The 15,945-nt window shown below is 47.0% G+C and carries 16 protein-coding genes; 7 read left to right on the top strand and 9 right to left on the bottom strand.

The window, feature by feature from the left end:
* Positions 1-123: 123 nt before the first annotated feature.
* The 8 genes from cheD to FJ444_RS21025 all read right to left on the bottom strand — a co-directional run bounded on the left by cheD (position 124) and on the right by FJ444_RS21025 (position 9,868).
* Positions 124-726: a chemoreceptor glutamine deamidase CheD gene (gene cheD / locus FJ444_RS21060; protein WP_140961893.1), complete on the bottom strand. Its 603-nt coding sequence runs from the start codon at positions 724-726 to the stop codon at positions 124-126.
* Between the two features lie 4 nt (positions 727-730).
* Positions 731-1,576 (bottom strand): CheR family methyltransferase, encoded by an 846-nt coding sequence (locus FJ444_RS21055; protein WP_255439390.1) that lies wholly within the window; start codon positions 1,574-1,576, stop codon positions 731-733.
* Positions 1,561-4,272 carry a PAS domain-containing protein gene (locus FJ444_RS21050; protein ID WP_370298081.1) on the bottom strand — a complete coding sequence of 904 codons (2,712 nt, stop codon included), beginning with the start codon at positions 4,270-4,272 and terminating at the stop codon, positions 1,561-1,563. Before FJ444_RS21050 ends, FJ444_RS21055 begins: the two co-directional genes overlap by 16 nt.
* A 369-nt stretch (positions 4,273-4,641) precedes the next feature.
* On the bottom strand, positions 4,642-5,139 hold the full coding sequence (locus tag FJ444_RS21045) for a chemotaxis protein CheW (protein ID WP_140961889.1): 498 nt from the start codon (positions 5,137-5,139) through the stop codon (positions 4,642-4,644).
* The gene (locus FJ444_RS21040; protein WP_140961887.1) at positions 5,136-7,034 is read right to left on the bottom strand and encodes a chemotaxis protein CheA; all 1,899 of its coding nucleotides are present in this window, start codon (positions 7,032-7,034) and stop codon (positions 5,136-5,138) included. Before FJ444_RS21040 ends, FJ444_RS21045 begins: the two co-directional genes overlap by 4 nt.
* Before the next feature lie 26 nt (positions 7,035-7,060).
* The gene (locus FJ444_RS21035; protein ID WP_140961885.1) at positions 7,061-7,426 is read right to left on the bottom strand and encodes a response regulator; all 366 of its coding nucleotides are present in this window, start codon (positions 7,424-7,426) and stop codon (positions 7,061-7,063) included.
* Positions 7,427-7,429: 3 nt separating this feature from the next.
* The gene (locus FJ444_RS21030) at positions 7,430-7,783 is read right to left on the bottom strand and encodes a hypothetical protein (RefSeq protein ID WP_181405267.1); all 354 of its coding nucleotides are present in this window, start codon (positions 7,781-7,783) and stop codon (positions 7,430-7,432) included.
* A 294-nt stretch (positions 7,784-8,077) separates the two neighbouring features.
* On the bottom strand, positions 8,078-9,868 hold the full coding sequence (locus FJ444_RS21025; protein ID WP_140961881.1) for a choice-of-anchor I family protein: 1,791 nt from the start codon (positions 9,866-9,868) through the stop codon (positions 8,078-8,080).
* 208 nt (positions 9,869-10,076) lie between these two features.
* Between FJ444_RS21025 and FJ444_RS21020 the strand changes: the two genes are divergently transcribed.
* Positions 10,077-10,874 (top strand): M48 family metallopeptidase, encoded by a 798-nt coding sequence (locus tag FJ444_RS21020; RefSeq protein WP_140961879.1) that lies wholly within the window; start codon positions 10,077-10,079, stop codon positions 10,872-10,874.
* 60 nt (positions 10,875-10,934) lie between these two features.
* Here the strand turns inward: FJ444_RS21020 and FJ444_RS21015 are convergent, their stop codons facing one another.
* Positions 10,935-11,774 carry a mechanosensitive ion channel family protein gene (locus tag FJ444_RS21015; RefSeq protein ID WP_140961878.1) on the bottom strand — a complete coding sequence of 280 codons (840 nt, stop codon included), beginning with the start codon at positions 11,772-11,774 and terminating at the stop codon, positions 10,935-10,937.
* A 387-nt stretch (positions 11,775-12,161) separates the two neighbouring features.
* On the opposite strand from FJ444_RS21015, the gene FJ444_RS21465 reads away from it, so the two are divergent.
* The 6 genes from FJ444_RS21465 (at position 12,162) to FJ444_RS20990 (ending at position 15,737) form a co-directional block, all read left to right on the top strand.
* Complete coding sequence (locus FJ444_RS21465; protein ID WP_181405266.1) at positions 12,162-12,314, top strand: hypothetical protein; 153 nt, start codon at positions 12,162-12,164, stop codon at positions 12,312-12,314.
* A 103-nt stretch (positions 12,315-12,417) separates the two neighbouring features.
* A complete protein-coding gene (locus FJ444_RS21010; RefSeq protein ID WP_140961876.1) occupies positions 12,418-13,146 on the top strand; it encodes a 16S rRNA (uracil(1498)-N(3))-methyltransferase in 729 nt (242 codons plus the stop codon).
* Positions 13,147-13,250: 104 nt separating this feature from the next.
* Complete coding sequence (gene gshB, locus FJ444_RS21005) at positions 13,251-14,201, top strand: glutathione synthase (RefSeq protein WP_140961874.1); 951 nt, start codon at positions 13,251-13,253, stop codon at positions 14,199-14,201.
* A gap of 37 nt (positions 14,202-14,238) precedes the next feature.
* Positions 14,239-14,805: a YqgE/AlgH family protein gene (locus FJ444_RS21000; RefSeq protein WP_140961872.1), complete on the top strand. Its 567-nt coding sequence runs from the start codon at positions 14,239-14,241 to the stop codon at positions 14,803-14,805.
* Positions 14,798-15,229 carry a Holliday junction resolvase RuvX gene (ruvX, locus tag FJ444_RS20995; RefSeq protein WP_140961870.1) on the top strand — a complete coding sequence of 144 codons (432 nt, stop codon included), beginning with the start codon at positions 14,798-14,800 and terminating at the stop codon, positions 15,227-15,229. Before FJ444_RS21000 ends, ruvX begins: the two co-directional genes overlap by 8 nt.
* Positions 15,230-15,353: 124 nt before the next feature.
* Complete coding sequence (locus FJ444_RS20990) at positions 15,354-15,737, top strand: phosphate-starvation-inducible PsiE family protein (RefSeq protein ID WP_140961868.1); 384 nt, start codon at positions 15,354-15,356, stop codon at positions 15,735-15,737.
* Positions 15,738-15,945 lie beyond the last annotated feature (208 nt).

Below are 15,945 nucleotides of genomic sequence, written 5' to 3'. Positions count from 1 at the left end.
ACCTGCGAACATGCGCCGCGATCGCTGAACACCTAGAACGAACAAAATTAATACAGCAAAGATCAACACGCCCTAAAAACACAGCAAGCAAAACGAATTCAAACAAGACTGTACGCCATAAACTTATATTTGCACATTGTGGTTTTGAGCCAGCAAGCTCTGCCGATGCCGTTGCTCGCGGTCAAAAATGGTAGTGTTGTTATAGCGCTGAATGCGTTTCATGTAGACTTCACCAGTAGCGGGCATGTAGTAAATTTTGCGGGCATAATCCTGACACAAGTCCTGACCCACCACAGGAATACCAGTTCGGGTTAAAAAGGCTTGCACAAATTTTGCGTTGATCTGTCCTACATCACACTTTTCAAAACCGTTAAGTACTTTACCACCGCCAAACACCTTCGCTTCCAGCCGCTCTCTGCGACCGCCAAGCTCTTCAATGTGTGCGATTAACATTGTCATGGCGTGCAGGCCGTAACGGGTTAGCATACTGCGTACCCGGTCGTCATCGCGGGCGGCTTCTGGTAACATAAAGTGATTCATTCCCCCAATTCGGGCAATCGGGTCGCGAATACAGGCTGCAACACATGAGCCGAGCACAGTCACTATCAGCTTGTCGGCACTGGTGGCAAAATACTGTCCGGGTAACAACTTAATGGCGTCGCGATTAAAGCGGGTGTCGAAATACGCGACGGGGGTTGCCTCTGAATCATCAAATGTCTGCTGCATACCTTTACTTCACGGGCCGATATATTGTTTTGCCCATCGGGCGTACCAGGTGAGTCTGCAAATTAAAATTTTCAGAGTGTCCGGCTACATACATGCCATTCTCAGGCAGTAAATCCACCATACGAGCCAGTAATTTGAGCTGTGTATCCTTATCGAAATAAATCATCACATTGCGACAAAATATGACGTTTACACACTGCTTAAACCCCCAGTGCACTTGTTGCAGATTGATTTGTCTGAAGGTCACCATGTCCCTTAATTCATCAACCACTTTAACCTTTCCGACATTTGTGCCTTTGCCGCGGTGAAAAAACTGCTGTTTTCTGCTCTGAGAGAGTTTTTCAATGCTGTTATAGGAATAAACACCTCTCCTGGCTTTTGCCAATACGTTACTGTCGATGTCAGATGCAATGATACTTATCGGTGGTTTATAGCTTCCAAAGACCTCTGCCACCACCATCGCAATTGAGTAAGGCTCTTCCCCAGTGCTGCTGGCGGCACACCAAATGGTGTGAGTGTCCGGATGTTCATGTAAATATTTGGCCAGCGCATCAAAGTGATGCGCTTCACGAAAAAATGAAGTTAGATTGGTGGTTAGTGCATTAATAAATTGCTCTTGCTCCGCGGAAGAGGATTCCACCAGCCTCAAATACTGACTGAAGCTGTCAATATTTAGGGCCCGTAACCTGCGAGACAGGCGGCTGTAGACCATACCATCTTTGGAGTCTGCAAGGCGGATACCCGCCTTGCTCATCAGGGTGCTGCGTACTTTTTCAAAGTCATTTCTGTGAAATGCAAACTCCCTTGGTACCGCTGAAGCGGTAGCCAGTTGCATCAGAACATCTCCCATTCATCGTCTGCGACTTTGGCTGGCTTTAACATGGCCTTGGTTTTAGGCAATGACGTATGTAAGTGTCCATTGATAGCAGGCTTTGATGGTGCGATAACCGGTTTTCTGGTCAACATGGGCGTTTTAGATATGGACTGCAAAGTGTGTTGTTCTAGTTTGAACGTTGCAACCCGATCTGATAATTGCCCAGCCTGATGACGCAGGCTTTCGGCTGCAGCGGCAGCTTCTTCTACCAATGCGGCATTTTGTTGCGTCATTTCGTCCATTTGTACTACTGCCTTGCTCACTTCATCGATGCCTGAAGCTTGCTCAACCGACGCAGCAGCAATCTCTGACATGATGTCATTCACTCGTTTGATTGCCATCACCACATCATCCATGGTTTTACCGGAACGATTAACCAGTTCGTTGCCCGTACTGATTTTAGTCACCGAGTCAGAGATGAGTTCTTTAATATCTTTAGCGGCGTCAGCTGAGCGCTGCGCCAATGTTCTCACTTCGCTGGCAACTACGGCGAAACCGCGCCCCTGCTCGCCCGCTCTTGCAGCTTCCACAGCAGCATTCAACGCCAGTATGTTGGTTTGAAACGCTATGCCATCAATTACCCCGATAATATCGGAAATTCGCTGTGCAGAAGCATTAATGGCTGACATGGTAGTTACAACCTGTTTGATCATCTCCCCCCCTTCAGCAGCAACGTTACAGGCTTGAGAAGCCAGATTATTAGCCTGTTCGGCATTTTCTGCGTTTAGTTTTACCGTGCCATTGAGCTCCTCCATGCTGGAAGACGTTTCTTCCAGGCTGGAAGCCTGCTGCTCGGTACGCGAAGACAAATCTGCGTTCCCTGTGGCAATTTCCGACGATGCAGTATTGATGGTTTCCACTGCTTCATTGATTTCACCGATGGTGCTACGCATATTGTGAACAAACTCGTTAATGGCTTCGCCAAGTACTTTGAAGTCGCCCTCAAATTCATGTTCGATACCGCAGGTTAAATCACCGTCTGCCAGTCTTGTCATTACGTCTTTAACGTCTGAAATAGTCGTCCGAATATCTCTGATAAACTGGTCGGTTGCCTGGCCCAGCTCTTTAAATTCGCCTTCAAACTCCTGTTCAATTTTGCAGGTTAAATCACCTTTAGCCAGTTGTGTCATAACATGCTTGATTTCATTTACCGCTTTCGTTCTCGCGGTAACGTCGGTAGCAAACTTCACTACCCGGAATGGCTTGCCATTCTGATCCAGAATAGGGTTGTAGGTTGCCTGGATCCAGATTTCGCGGCCGCCTTTTGCAATGCGTTTAAATTCCCCCGAGGCAAACACGCCTTTGTTCAGGTTTTCCCAAAAGTGTTTGTATTCCGGACTATTCTTATAACCATTCTCAACAAACATACTGTGGTGTTTGCCTTGTATTTCTTCCAGTCTGTACCCCAGGGCATTGAGGAAATTATCATTCGCGCTGATGATGCTGCCGTCCATGTTAAACTCGATCACAGCCTGTGATTTACCAATGGCGTTTAATTGCCCTTCAAAATACGCATTCTTGCGCTTTTCTGCGGTAATGTCGGTGGCAAATTTTACCACTTTGAACACTTTGCCGTTCATATCCAGAATGGGGTTGTACGAAGCCTGAATCCAGATTTCATCACCACTGCGCGTGATGCGTTTGAATTCACCGGCGAAGAACTTTCCTTTCGACAATGAAGACCAGAAGGATTTATAGTCTGCGCTGTTTTGCGTTGCCACATCCACAAACATGCGGTGATGCTGACCTTTAATTTCGTCCAGGGTATACCCCAGTGCATCCAGGAAGTTCTGGTTTGCATCTAACACCGTACCATCGGGTGTAAAGGCGATCACAGCCTGAGATTTGCCAATGGCGTCAATCTGGCCGGAAAAATCAGCAGTCCGGTATTTCGCGGCAGTAATATCTGACGCATACTTAACCACCTTGAATGGCTTACCATCCAGGTCCATGATGGGGTTGTAACTGGCCTGAATCCATACATCCCGCCCACCTTTACCAATGCGCTGAAACTCACCGCTAAAGAATTGGCCTGCCTTCAGAGAATGCCAAAACGCTTTGTATTCTTCTGATGTTGCCAACTCGGGTTTAACGAACATACTGTGGTGTTTACCCTGAATCTCTGCCAGCGTATACCCCAGGGTGGAAAGGAAGTTCTCGTTTGCGTTTAAAATTATGCCATTTAAGTCAAATTCGATAACTGCCTGAGATTTGCTGATAGCCGAAATCTGGCCGTTGTAGTTGGCATTATTGAGCTTTTCTTGTGTTATATCAGTTGCAAACTTCACTACGCGAACAACATTGCGGTTCTCATCAAATATGGGATTGTACGATGCCTGGATCCAGAACGGCTGCCCCTGCTTGTTGAGGCGTTTAAATTCACCCGCCTGAATGTTGCCCTGTCTGAGACTTTGCCAAAATTCCGCGTATTCTTTGGAGCTGGCAAAAGCGGATTCGACAAACATCCTATGGTGCTTTCCCTTGATATCATTGAGTGTGTAGCCTGAAGTACTCAGAAAGTTTTCGTTGGCGGCATCAATCGTGCCATCCGGTAAAAATTCAATCACTGCCTGAGCGCGGTCCATGGCCGCTAATTTACCGTGTTCAGCCTGGGCTTGAGTGGTATCGGCCCACTCAAGCACATAGCCGTCTGCTTGCCCAATGCTATTCATCAGGGTTGTTGTGGTTAATTTTAATGCTACCCCGCCCACGTTTACTGCATTACCACTTTTATGTTGTTGTAGTTGGGCAAACAAACCTTGCTTTAACGAATCACAATGCTGGCCGATGCTAACCGATATGCCGCAGTGTTCCATGCATTGACGGCAAGCCTGATTGGCATAAGTAATTATACCGGTTGCGTCTGCCATCATGATGGCCGCAGAACTGTTATCCAGTGCTTTCTGTTGCATGATTGACAGCTTTTGTGCTGCTTTTAACGCATCTTGGTTAAATAAATTAAATACGCTCATGATTTCACTCCATCATATGCTTGCTTGTTGATGCGTGATCACCAACAAGAAATTTGTTAGTTGACCGGTTTACGCGGCAGTTTGGGTATTGTCGACAAGTGCTAATGCGTCGCTGGTGATCAGCTTTTCGATATTGACCAAAATCACCATTGAACTCTCCACATCTGCCAGTCCAAGTAAAAACTGGCTGTCGAAAGCAACGCCAAAATTCGGTGGTGGTAAAATATCCTCGTCGGTTAAACGCACGACATCGGACACTGCGTCCACCACTACGCCTACAATGCGATCAAAAATATGCAGCATGATCACAATGGTAAATTCGTTGTAGGTAGGCGTACCTACCTCAAACTTAATGCGCAAATCCACAATAGGCACAATGTCGCCACGCAAATTCAGTACGCCCTTAATAAATGCTGGCGCATTTGCAATTTTGGTGGCCGGCTCATACCCCCGTATTTCTTTTACAGTGGCAATATCGATGGCATAACACTCCTTGCCCAATACGAAACTCAGGTATTCTTTTTCGTCTGAAGCGACAGGGGTTTGCTGTAAGGTTGCTTGTGTCATGCGCATGCCTCTTGATTCATAGTGTTGTGGCAGGATTGAGCTAAGGAATCAGCATCAAGAATCAACGCTACCTTGCCATCACCCATAATGGTTGCACCGGCTATGCCAGCGACTTTTCGATAATGCTTTTCCAGGCTTTTAATCACTACCTGTTGCTGCCCTAACAGCGCATCTACCTGAATGCCAAAACGCTTTTTGCCACTTTCCAACAGCACCACGATACTGTCTGCCGGATCTTCAATTGCACCGCCAACATCCATCGCTTCGTACAACGCTATCAGTGGCCAGTACTCACCTCGGGTACTCAGCAACGTTTCATTGCTCACCGTTTGAATGTGTTCGCGTTTTGGCTGGAATGACTCAATAATGTTGAGTAAGGGCACCACGAAAACCTGATCGCCAACGGCAACACACATACCGTCAACAATCGCTAGGGTCAGGGGTAAATGAATGTCGAACGATGAGCCCGCTCCATGTCTGGATTCAATCTCAATGCGTCCGCCTATCGATTCAATATTGCGTTTTACAACGTCCATTCCCACGCCGCGACCGGAGACATCGGTGACTTCTGTGGCAGTTGAAAAGCCCGGTTCAAAAATCAACTTCCAAACCTCGTGATCGGGCATGTCATCACTTTGAATCAGGCCATTTTCGGCGGCTTTATTTAGAATACGCTGACGATTCAAGCCCGCCCCGTCATCCTGAATTCGAATGATTATGCTACTGCCTTTCTGCGCGGCGCTAAGCACTACGGTACCGATTTCCGGCTTACCTGCTTCACGTCGAATCGCAGGCGTTTCGATACCGTGATCAATACTGTTTCGCACCAGGTGAGTAAGCGGGTCCACCAGTTTTTCGATCATACTTTTATCAATTTCAGTTGCGCCGCCTTCCATCACCAAATTGACTTGCTTGCCCAACTTTTGCGAGAGATCTCTCACCACCCGCGGGAACCGGTTAAACGTCATATTTACCGGCAGCATACGCATCGACATGGCAGATTCCTGGATCTCGCGGGTATTGCGTTGCAATTCGTCGATAACCGCCTGTAGCATTTTGCCTGCTTTGCCTTCCAGACTACTGCCAATCATAGACAGCATTGACTGAGTGATTACCAGTTCCCCAACCAGATTCACCATGCCGTCTATCTTGTATGTATCCACGCGAATTGAACCCGATTCTTTGGCTGTGGAGGGTTTGCCCTCAGACTCGGATCGGACACCAGAAATAGGCGTGACGTTTTTTAGGTTTTCTGTATATGGAGTACTGTGTAACTTGGCTTGTGCAACTGTTGCCTGTTGGGCTTGAATTGCGTTTTCAGGCAACGCGTTTGACGTTTGCGCGGTCGAAACGAAAGCCAAATCAGCGAATAGATCATCGGTATCAAACGATGACTCGGACGTTTCCTGCATTGAGTCAACTAAGCCGAAGCCATCGTCTTCTAACAAGGCAAGCGGCGTTTCGTCGTCTAATTTCGCTTCATTAACAACAGCCGCTGAATCAGATCCACTGCCAAGCAGGCCTTCCAGCTTGGTTATCCCATTCGCAATATCTGTATTTGGTAGCACTCCACCGTGCATGTATGCATCCAGTGTGGCCTTCAGTACGTCTACGGTATCAAGCAGTACATCAACTGCATTTACCGATAAACGCATGGTTTGATTGCGCGCCCGGTCCAGTAAGGTTTCCATTACATGAGTAAGACCAGCCAGCGCTTCAAAGCCAAATATTCCACTACCGCCTTTTATTGAATGTGCCGCGCGGAAAATACTGTTCAGTTCTTCCATGTCTGGATGGTCAACATTCAGCGACATCAGCAATTGTTCCATTGCCTGTAGATGCTCATTGCTTTCATCAAAAAACACCGCATGGAACTGCTCAAGATTAACGCTCATTAGCCATCCTCGCTCTGGTTGCCAGCTTATCCGAGAACCCGGTGCATTACGTTCAGTAACACGTCTGGCGAAAACGGTTTTACCATCCAGCCAGTCGCCCCGGCAGCGCGGCCACGTTGTTTAATGTCGTAGCCGGATTCGGTTGTTAGCACAACGATTGGGGTCCTTTGAAACGTCACCATATTTCTCAATGATTGGATTAACGTGATACCGTCCATCCGCGGCATATTCTGGTCCGTTAATACAAAATCAAATGAGCCATGTTTGCACTTGTCCAAAGCATCTTCGCCATCCTCGGCCAGAGTGACCTGAAACTGCGCACTCTTTAACGTGACTTCTACCATTCGGCGGATTGAAACTGAGTCATCAACAACTAAGATATGTTTTGACATACGCTATACTCCAACTGCTTGTAGTTCAGACGGTCCAGCTCCTACAGCAACACTGACAAGCGCTACCAAGGAGTAAGTAAATGGGCGATGTGCGGCAACCTGGTTGAGGTTAAGCTGACTAGGATGCAAACCAAGATGCTTGCTGCCTGAAGTGTATTGAAGATAAGTTAAGCCAACACTGGCGTGGCCTGCAGCTAAAATGGATGAGGGTTCATGGGATGTGCGGGTAATGCCAATACACCCGACAACATAGGTATGCAGCAAAACGAAAATAAACAATGATATTTCTTTGAATACGTTTAACCCTACATTAAAAATGCGACGTAATCCAACTAAATACATTTTCATCGAAGCCATAAACACCTCAACAAATAAAGCGTTCAACTATATAAGCTAACCAAAAAGTCAGCGAACGCCTTTTATTTTGTATAATAATTATTCACTCAACCTCACACACTTTCAATTATACTTTCGATTATTTTATTTACTTTGTGCATTTAATGACATTTGCGACATAATAAAGTAAGAAGTGCTGTCAGAAAGTAAAAAAAGACAATGTAAACCGTTGTCAGTGCACATAAAAAAAGCCCGCATAGCCGTTAATTGCTATGCGGGCCTTTTTAAGGCAGAGGCTTTCGCCTTAGCTTACACTTACAGCGCAGTGATACCGTAAACAGCAACTGTACCGCTCACTTCATTACCTGCGATCAGCATTGGCAAACCTGTAACGCTGTCCTCAGCCGCAACAAACAACAGGCTCTCGGGCGCCAAATCACCAATGGCATCATCTACGGTAAGGCCTTCGGTAACATCGCGATTGTTAATGTAATCAACAAAGAATGCATCGTATGGATTAGTGATATCGTAAATAAAGATCCCGCCCATTCGCTCTAAACCGATAAACGCGTAGGTACGCTCACCTACTTTGCCAACGGTTAATGCTTCTGGCTCGGGCCCTTTGTTTTCAGAACGTGAGTCACCTTCATTTTCATCGTCGCCATTATTGAACTGCGCTCCATAAATGGACGCCGTAATACGCTCAAAATCGTCACCTGAATCAAACACAACCAGTCCATTCTGATCCCAAATGGTAAAGGAGCGAGCACCATAGGTATAGGCAGCGTCATACTGACCATCGCCGTCAGTGTCACCCAGCGCATTGGTAACACGTAAATCATCAATATCACCGTTAATTTGCAGTGCTTCAAGTAACGAACCTGGCGCTGCAGTGAGATTTTTCAGCTTCACTTCTTCCGTAAATGCAAGACACTCTCCATCATCGAAATCCTGACCACCGGCAGCGGTACACTCTGCTTCAGTAAAATCATCAGCAATAAAATACTCACGTGCATCACCTTCGTTTGCGGTTAACAGGAAAGGCGCATCTTTCCAGGTATACATGGCAATAGTATCAGGCATGTATACGCCATACAGACCCGCGTATTTGCCAAAACTGACTTCACCGTCTTCCTGCGCATCGATATTTAACTCAGACCAGTCTTTGAAACCCAAACCAACAATGCTGACTTCCAGAGTGGTTAAGTCGATCACTGCCACGCCGTTGTTTTCCTGTAGCGTTACAAATGCGGTTTCGTTATTTGTGGTGATGTATTCAGGCTCTAAATCCTGTGCCACGCTAGTTGTGATGGTAACGCCATTAATGGTGCGGCCTTCGGGATTCGGAAAATGCATTCCCATTGCGGTTAACGCGGCTTTCTGGTTATTAAATGCGGTAAAATCAACAATTGAAGCCGTGTCCGCAGGCACGCCATCGGCTACAGCGATCACCGCCACAGAGCCTTCTGGATCGATAGTATAATCACCGCTGGGTTCCCCTTCATTAGCAACCAGTACTTTGGTTCCGTCTGGCGTAAATGTAACCATATCAGGCAAATTGCCCACCTCAACAGCTTTCAAAAATACTGGCGCAGAACCCGATACACCGGTGTAAAACAGGATATAACCATTGTCACTTTTATTGTCTGCCGGCACCGCTACGGCCAGCAAATCGCCAGACAGCGCAATACTGGTTAATCCAGCCAATGCCACTCCATCTATCTCTGTAGGAAGAGCTAAACTGGTTCCGGTTGTCATGTTAAAACTGGTGATCGGGTTACTCATTGCCTCAGTTGTTAAGGCTGCCGTGCTAACCATTTCCACAGAATTGGTATCGCTGTTAGTCACATAAATGGTATTGGTACTAACGTCATACTGAACAATTTCAGCTGCGCCTTGAGCATTCAGCGTTGCCCGGCCTATTACCGACAGTGCAATACCTTGCAGTGCATCCTGACCATCAGCACCGTTTGCTCCGCTCTCGCCTTGTGATCCCTGAGCACCTGTTGCACCATCCTGGCCATCATCCCCTTCGAGGCTACAACCGCCTAATAAACCTGCAATTGCGAGTGCCAACAGGCTTGCTTTATAGTTTGACGCTATCATTGTTGTTCCTTTTTTGTAGTCTTTTGAAGTAAGCTAAACCCTGCTGCAACAACAATAATTAGCGTTGCATTATCAAGGTGTTAAACTAGTAAAAGTAAGAACTTCCGATGACACTTTGATGTCCCGGGGATGACAGATTTATGAATCACCGCGTAATAATCCGGTAACGATAAACACACTGCGTGCCATGCTGCGAAAGGAATACGGAATGAAACCACTATTAAAAATAACCAGTTGTCTGCTGTTAGCAATGGGTATAACGGCTTGTGCCACCTCGCCAACAGGTCGCAGCCAATTGCTGATTTTCAGCAGTACCCAACTCGACCAAATGGGCGCCCAGGCCTTTGACGGCATGAAAGCGGAAACACCGGTGTCTCAAAAAGCGTCGCAAAACACTTATGTGCAATGCGTGGCAGAAACCTTACTGCCGTTTGTGCCCGCGGGTGTGTATGGCGGAAATTGGGAAGTGGTTGTATTTAACGATGAGCAGGTAAACGCATTTGCACTGCCGGGGGGTAAAATCGGCGTGTACACCGGCTTATTGAATGTTGCCAAAAACCAGCATCAGCTGGCGGCGGTAATTGGCCACGAAATTGGTCATGTTATTGCTCAGCATGGTAACGAGAGGATGTCACAGAGCACGTTAATTGAAATGGGCTCTCAGGCGGTTAATCAAATCCTTGCAGCCAATGAAGTGCCTTACAATCAGGCCATTATGTCTGGCCTTGGTTTAGGGTTACAGGTAGGCGTGCAATTACCTTTTAGCCGCGCACATGAGTCTGAAGCTGACATTATTGGCTTACAATTGATGGCGCTTGCTGGATTCGACCCTCGTCAGTCGGTTGAGCTATGGCAAAACATGGAAGCCGCAAGCGGCGGTGAGCGCCCGGCTGAAATTCTGTCTACCCACCCTGCTCCGCAAACGCGTATCGAAAATCTGCAAGCCAATATGGAAGCAGCGATGCGTGATTACACGGCAAGTGGCAAAAAAGCGACTTGTCAGTAGGTTGGTACTTGAAATAAAAAATCCCGGCAAGCCGGGATTTTTTATTAGGAGTAAGCAGGCTTATTTGCCTTCTTCCTGCCCTTCGCTCTCTTTGTACAAGTGCACATCCATCTGCGGGAACGGGATTGAAATGCCTTCCTGGTCGAAACGCAACTTCACATTTTCAGTAAACGCCCAGATAACCGCCCAATAATCTTCTTTTTTCACCCAGGGGCGCACAACAAAGTTTACGCTGGAATCACCGAGTGACGATACCGCAACCACAGGTGCCGGTTCGGTTAAAATACGCTCGTCCTCGGTAACCATTTGCTCAAGCAGTGTTTTGGCCTTCAGCAAATCATCGCCATACCCAATGCCAAAGGTCATATCTGCGCGACGGGTTGCCATGGCTGAGTAGTTTACAATATTGTCGCCATAGATCTTGCCGTTGGGCACGATAATCTCTTTGTTATCCGGTGTGTTCATGGTTGAAGTGAAAATACCGATCTTTTTCACCACACCAGCTGTACCTGCCGCTTCAATAAAATCACCTGAACGGAAAGGTTTAAATACCAGTAACATTACGCCGGCAGCAAAATTCTTCAGAGAATCCTGCAACGACAAGCCTATTGCCAGGCCCGCGGCACCTAAAATAGCAACCAGTGAAGTGGTATCTACACCCAATTGATCTAACGAGGCAACCACAACAAACAACATTAAGATGGCATTCAGAATTGACTTCAGAAAATCCACCAGCATGGCGTCATATTTTGATTTGGCCATTAATTTGCCAATCATGGAAATAATGACACCCACCACCATGCGCCCAAGTACAAAAATAATTATCGCCATTGCGATATTTATTCCCCAAGGAATGGCATAGGTATTGATATACATTTCGATATCTTCTTGATTAAACATGTTTCTATCCGTGTTGCTGAAAAAGTATCTAATAACTTATCAGTGATCGAATGGGCTTCGCAACTAAATAACACTGACAAAATATCTTCATCAGATTGTCACACCCCACAGGTATCGTGAGCGTCATGTGAAATATCGCTGAAAGCCAAGTAGCTGAAAGCATAGAGGATTTTTTCAGGGCCGTTTTTTAAGGCATTTTTAGCTGGAATTTTCGCCTTTTTCACTCTATATTTTGTGACCTGTGCAGGCTAATGAGTCTGTGTAGAGGCCACAAAAGGTATTGTGGGGTATTCAGTAGTATTTGTTGGTATGCTTTTTACGCACATTAACTTAAGTAGTATGACGTGACTGCCAGCAATGAAGGTAGATTTTTTTAAGGAATAGAAAATGTTACTACTAAGCTTATTATTTACCGTTGTGTTGATGATTTTTGGTTATGCGCTTACCAGCGATAAAGGCAAACATACAGTACATGCCCGTCGCGCCAAGCAAATGGTGCCCAGTCAGGGCCAGGCAATCAACACATTTGCCTCAAAATAACCAAAATCCAGGGCTGCTCCGGCCTCTCCGGAGCCCTTCTTATTGAAACTAGCACATTCCCGCAGGTACACTACGCTTTTCCAAATTAGCGTATGAGTTTGTAATGCGAATCCCTCGTCTTTTTCATCCCGACATCATCAATGTTGACGCCGAACTGGTATTAAGCAGTGATGCCACTCACCATGTTGCCAATGTATTGCGATTAAAAGCTGGGCATCCGGTTGTGCTCTTCAATGGCGATGGAAGTGAATACACGGCAACCATTATTGTGGCCGAGCGCCGCCAGGTGATTGTGGAAATTGACGCAAAACTATCACTTGACCCGCAATCGCCGTTGCCGATCCATTTGGGTCAGGGCATTTCCAAAGGCGATCGCATGGACATCGTGTTGCAAAAAGCCACCGAGTTAGGTGTCACTCATATCACGCCACTTATTACAGAACGCTGCGCAGTTAAGTTGGATGAAAAACGCTGGGAAAAGAAACTGCAACAGTGGCAAAAAATTATTCAGGGTGCTTGCGAGCAATGTGGGCGAAATACGTTACCCATTCTGAATGCACCGCGAACATTGTCGGGATGGTTGGCAGAATCGACTGCGCAAACCCGTTTAGTATTGTCACCAGGCAGCCAGCAAAAGTTGTCTCAGCTTTCAGCAAACAGTCAGGGATTCAGGCTACTCATTGGCCCGGAGGGCGGTTTATCTGACACCGAAGTTCACCAGGCAATGGAAACCGGTTTTACCGGCTGTTCGCTTGGCCCGCGCATTTTACGTACAGAAACCGCAGCGTTAGCCAGTGTGGCAGTTTTACAAGCCACGTTTGGCGATCTGTAAGTTCGATTCGGCAAGCCTGTCAAGGTGATAATTTCTGGCCTAGGCGCTTGATTCCTGTCGAATCATCTCCATTATGGACATATTAACAGTTCTGAGAGCGCACTATGACCTATACCGTTGGCGTGGTAATGGATCCCATTGCCAAAATAAAACCTTACAAAGACACGAGTTTTGCCATGATGCTGGAAGCCCAGCGACGCGGCGCGACCATTGTTTACTTTGAACTTGGCGATCTCTATATCGATAATGGCATCCCGAAAGGGATTGGCCAAACGGTAACCGTGCGGGATCAGGACAAAGACTATTACACACTGGGCGAGCCCGCTACTTATGCGCTGGGCGACATCAACGTATTGCTGATGCGCAAGGATCCGCCCTTCGACAGCGAATTTTTATACGCCACCCAAATACTGTCACTGGCTGAACGCGATGGTGCGCTGGTAGTGAACCGCCCGCAAAGCCTGCGCGACTTCAACGAGAAGCTATTCACTGCCTATTTCCCGGAATTGATCCCCGATACCCTGGTTACTCGCAGCGGCAAGCTGGTTCGCGAATTCCACGCCAAACACAAAGATGTAATTTGTAAACCGCTGGACGGTATGGGCGGTGCGTCTATATTTCGTGTTAAGGAAGATGGCAACAACCTTGGCGTAATCATTGAAACACTTACCGCCAACGGTCAACGTCAGATGATGGTGCAAAAGTACCTACCAGAAATTAAAGATGGCGATAAACGCGTACTTATTGTTAATGGTGAAGTGATGCCTTATTGCCTGGCCCGACTGCCCTCTGCCGGTGAAACGCGAGGCAATCTGGCTGCAGGTGGTACCGGCCGTCCGCAACCCATCAGCGAGAGTGACAAACGCCTGGCAGAAACCATTGCACCGTTATTGGTAGAAAAAGGTTTGTTGTTTGTGGGCCTGGATGTAATTGGCGACCGTATTACCGAAATAAACGTAACCAGCCCTACCTGTGTAAGAGAGATAGAGCACGCCTACGACATAAACATTATGGCAGCCCTGTTTGATGCCATAGAGGCAAAATTGGCGCAATGAGTCATACTGAGTAGCAGTGGATCAACGAGGTAGTACAATGACTGAGCTAAAAAGTCTGGCAAATCACTTTTTAATTGCCATGCCTTCCATGGAAGACCCATTTTTTGCACGCAGTTTAACCTATATCTGCGAGCACAATGCTGACGGCGCAATGGGTCTGGTGGTTAACCACCCTACCAACATGACGCTGCGGGAACTGCTGGAACAAGCCGAAAAAGACGCCGATGTTGACGATGAAAAAGGCCAGCAGATAGTGCTGGCGGGCGGGCCGGTCAGCCAAGAGCGTGGTTTTATTCTGCATACGCCACAACCAGGCTGGAGTTCAAGTTTATCCCTAACGCCGGAAATTATGGTTACCACCTCTAAAGATATTTTGGGTGCGCTGGGCAATCACAGGGGACCTGATCGCGCCGTTATCACCTTAGGCTATGCGGGCTGGAGTGCCGGGCAACTGGAGTCAGAAATTCAGAACAATGCCTGGCTAACCATTGAAGCGGATCCGCATATTCTGTTTAACACACCTATTCACAAACGCTGGGAAGCGGCCATGCAACTGCTTGGCGTTGACGTATGGAAACTGGCACCTCAGGTGGGTCATGCCTGAGCCAGGAAACAGAACGGTACTGGCTTTCGATTTTGGCACAACCAGCATCGGCGTTGCGATTGGCCAGGAAATCACCGGTACAGCCTCGCCTCTTGAAGCCCTTAAAGCCCGCGACGGCATACCTGACTGGGAATTAGTGGGAAAGCTGTTTAACGAGTGGCAGCCGCATTTGGTGGTAGTAGGTTTACCGCTCAATATGGATGGCACCACACAATTAATGACCCAACGGGCCGAAACCTTCGCCAATCGGTTACACGGCCGCTTTAACAAGCCCGTTACTACCTGGGATGAACGTCTGAGTACCGCCGATGCGAAAGCTGCTTTGTTCGAACTCGGTGGATATAAAAAGCTGTCGAAGGGCAAAGTAGACAGTGTGTCTGCCTGTTTGATTTTTTCCAGCTGGTTTGAAAACCAGTTCGTCTAGTCTGAATGTAGTGCCAGCCACTACACATCAAGCAGTATCAATTTCCGACTTTTGAGCAATAGCCATTCGTGCTGTCTTTTAGCAGTATGGCATATACCAACTCGCATAGAAGTAAGAGGAAGCGATGCCCAAACTCCTTGGACAGATTGAAAAACTGCTGTTGATTTTGATTATGCTGGCCACGCTGGTTGCAGTGGGTGCCGAAATAATGCACATGTTTCGCCACCAAAAGGTGGAGCTATCGGATCTCTTGTTACTCTTTATCTATGCTGAGGTGATGGGTATGCTGGCCGCCTACTACAATAGCAATCGTATCCCGGTAACCTTGCCATTGATCATTGCCATGACGGCATTGAGCCGCATGATTATTCTGCAAAGCAAAGAACTCGATAAAATTGTCCTGATTTACGAATCTGGCAGTATTTTACTTTTAAGTATCGCTGCGCTGATCATGAGTATGAAAGATCGCGTGAGTCTGGAGAAACTCAAGCAACGGGGAGTACCGTAGACCAATAAGGCCGGTAGGCCTTGTTTGGAAATTGTCACGCTACTGCTGCTTTGAATACAATTTTGTTTCAATTGTGCAATTTGAATTGACGTACTTTATGCGCTTTTTTACCGCAAAATTGCTTACCTTATTAGGGCGTGTTGATCTTTGCTGTATGATTTTGCAGCAGTCTGTGCGACGTTTATACAATGAAGCGCAAGTGAAGTGT

It is taken from the genome of Aestuariibacter sp. GS-14 (assembly GCF_006494365.1).
GTDB lineage: Bacteria > Pseudomonadota > Gammaproteobacteria > Enterobacterales > Alteromonadaceae > Alteromonas > Alteromonas mangrovi.
This window is presented reverse-complemented; position numbering and strand designations above follow the sequence as displayed.

Bases quoted from the DNA above. Each gene is read 5' to 3' on its own strand.
- cheD (WP_140961893.1), bottom strand. From the start codon at position 726: ATGCAGCAGACATTTGATGATTCAGAGGCAACCCCCGTCGCGTATTTC.
- FJ444_RS21055 (WP_255439390.1), bottom strand. From the start codon at position 1,576: ATGGGAGATGTTCTGATGCAACTGGCTACCGCTTCAGCGGTACCAAGG.
- FJ444_RS21050 (WP_370298081.1), bottom strand. From the start codon at position 4,272: ATGAATAGCATTGGGCAAGCAGACGGCTATGTGCTTGAGTGGGCCGAT.
- FJ444_RS21045 (WP_140961889.1), bottom strand. From the start codon at position 5,139: ATGACACAAGCAACCTTACAGCAAACCCCTGTCGCTTCAGACGAAAAA.
- FJ444_RS21040 (WP_140961887.1), bottom strand. From the start codon at position 7,034: ATGAGCGTTAATCTTGAGCAGTTCCATGCGGTGTTTTTTGATGAAAGC.
- FJ444_RS21035 (WP_140961885.1), bottom strand. From the start codon at position 7,426: ATGTCAAAACATATCTTAGTTGTTGATGACTCAGTTTCAATCCGCCGA.
- FJ444_RS21030 (WP_181405267.1), bottom strand. From the start codon at position 7,783: ATGGCTTCGATGAAAATGTATTTAGTTGGATTACGTCGCATTTTTAAT.
- FJ444_RS21025 (WP_140961881.1), bottom strand. From the start codon at position 9,868: ATGATAGCGTCAAACTATAAAGCAAGCCTGTTGGCACTCGCAATTGCA.
- FJ444_RS21020 (WP_140961879.1), top strand. From the start codon at position 10,077: ATGAAACCACTATTAAAAATAACCAGTTGTCTGCTGTTAGCAATGGGT.
- FJ444_RS21015 (WP_140961878.1), bottom strand. From the start codon at position 11,774: ATGTTTAATCAAGAAGATATCGAAATGTATATCAATACCTATGCCATT.
- FJ444_RS21465 (WP_181405266.1), top strand. From the start codon at position 12,162: ATGTTACTACTAAGCTTATTATTTACCGTTGTGTTGATGATTTTTGGT.
- FJ444_RS21010 (WP_140961876.1), top strand. From the start codon at position 12,418: ATGCGAATCCCTCGTCTTTTTCATCCCGACATCATCAATGTTGACGCC.
- gshB (WP_140961874.1), top strand. From the start codon at position 13,251: ATGACCTATACCGTTGGCGTGGTAATGGATCCCATTGCCAAAATAAAA.
- FJ444_RS21000 (WP_140961872.1), top strand. From the start codon at position 14,239: ATGACTGAGCTAAAAAGTCTGGCAAATCACTTTTTAATTGCCATGCCT.
- ruvX (WP_140961870.1), top strand. From the start codon at position 14,798: ATGCCTGAGCCAGGAAACAGAACGGTACTGGCTTTCGATTTTGGCACA.
- FJ444_RS20990 (WP_140961868.1), top strand. From the start codon at position 15,354: ATGCCCAAACTCCTTGGACAGATTGAAAAACTGCTGTTGATTTTGATT.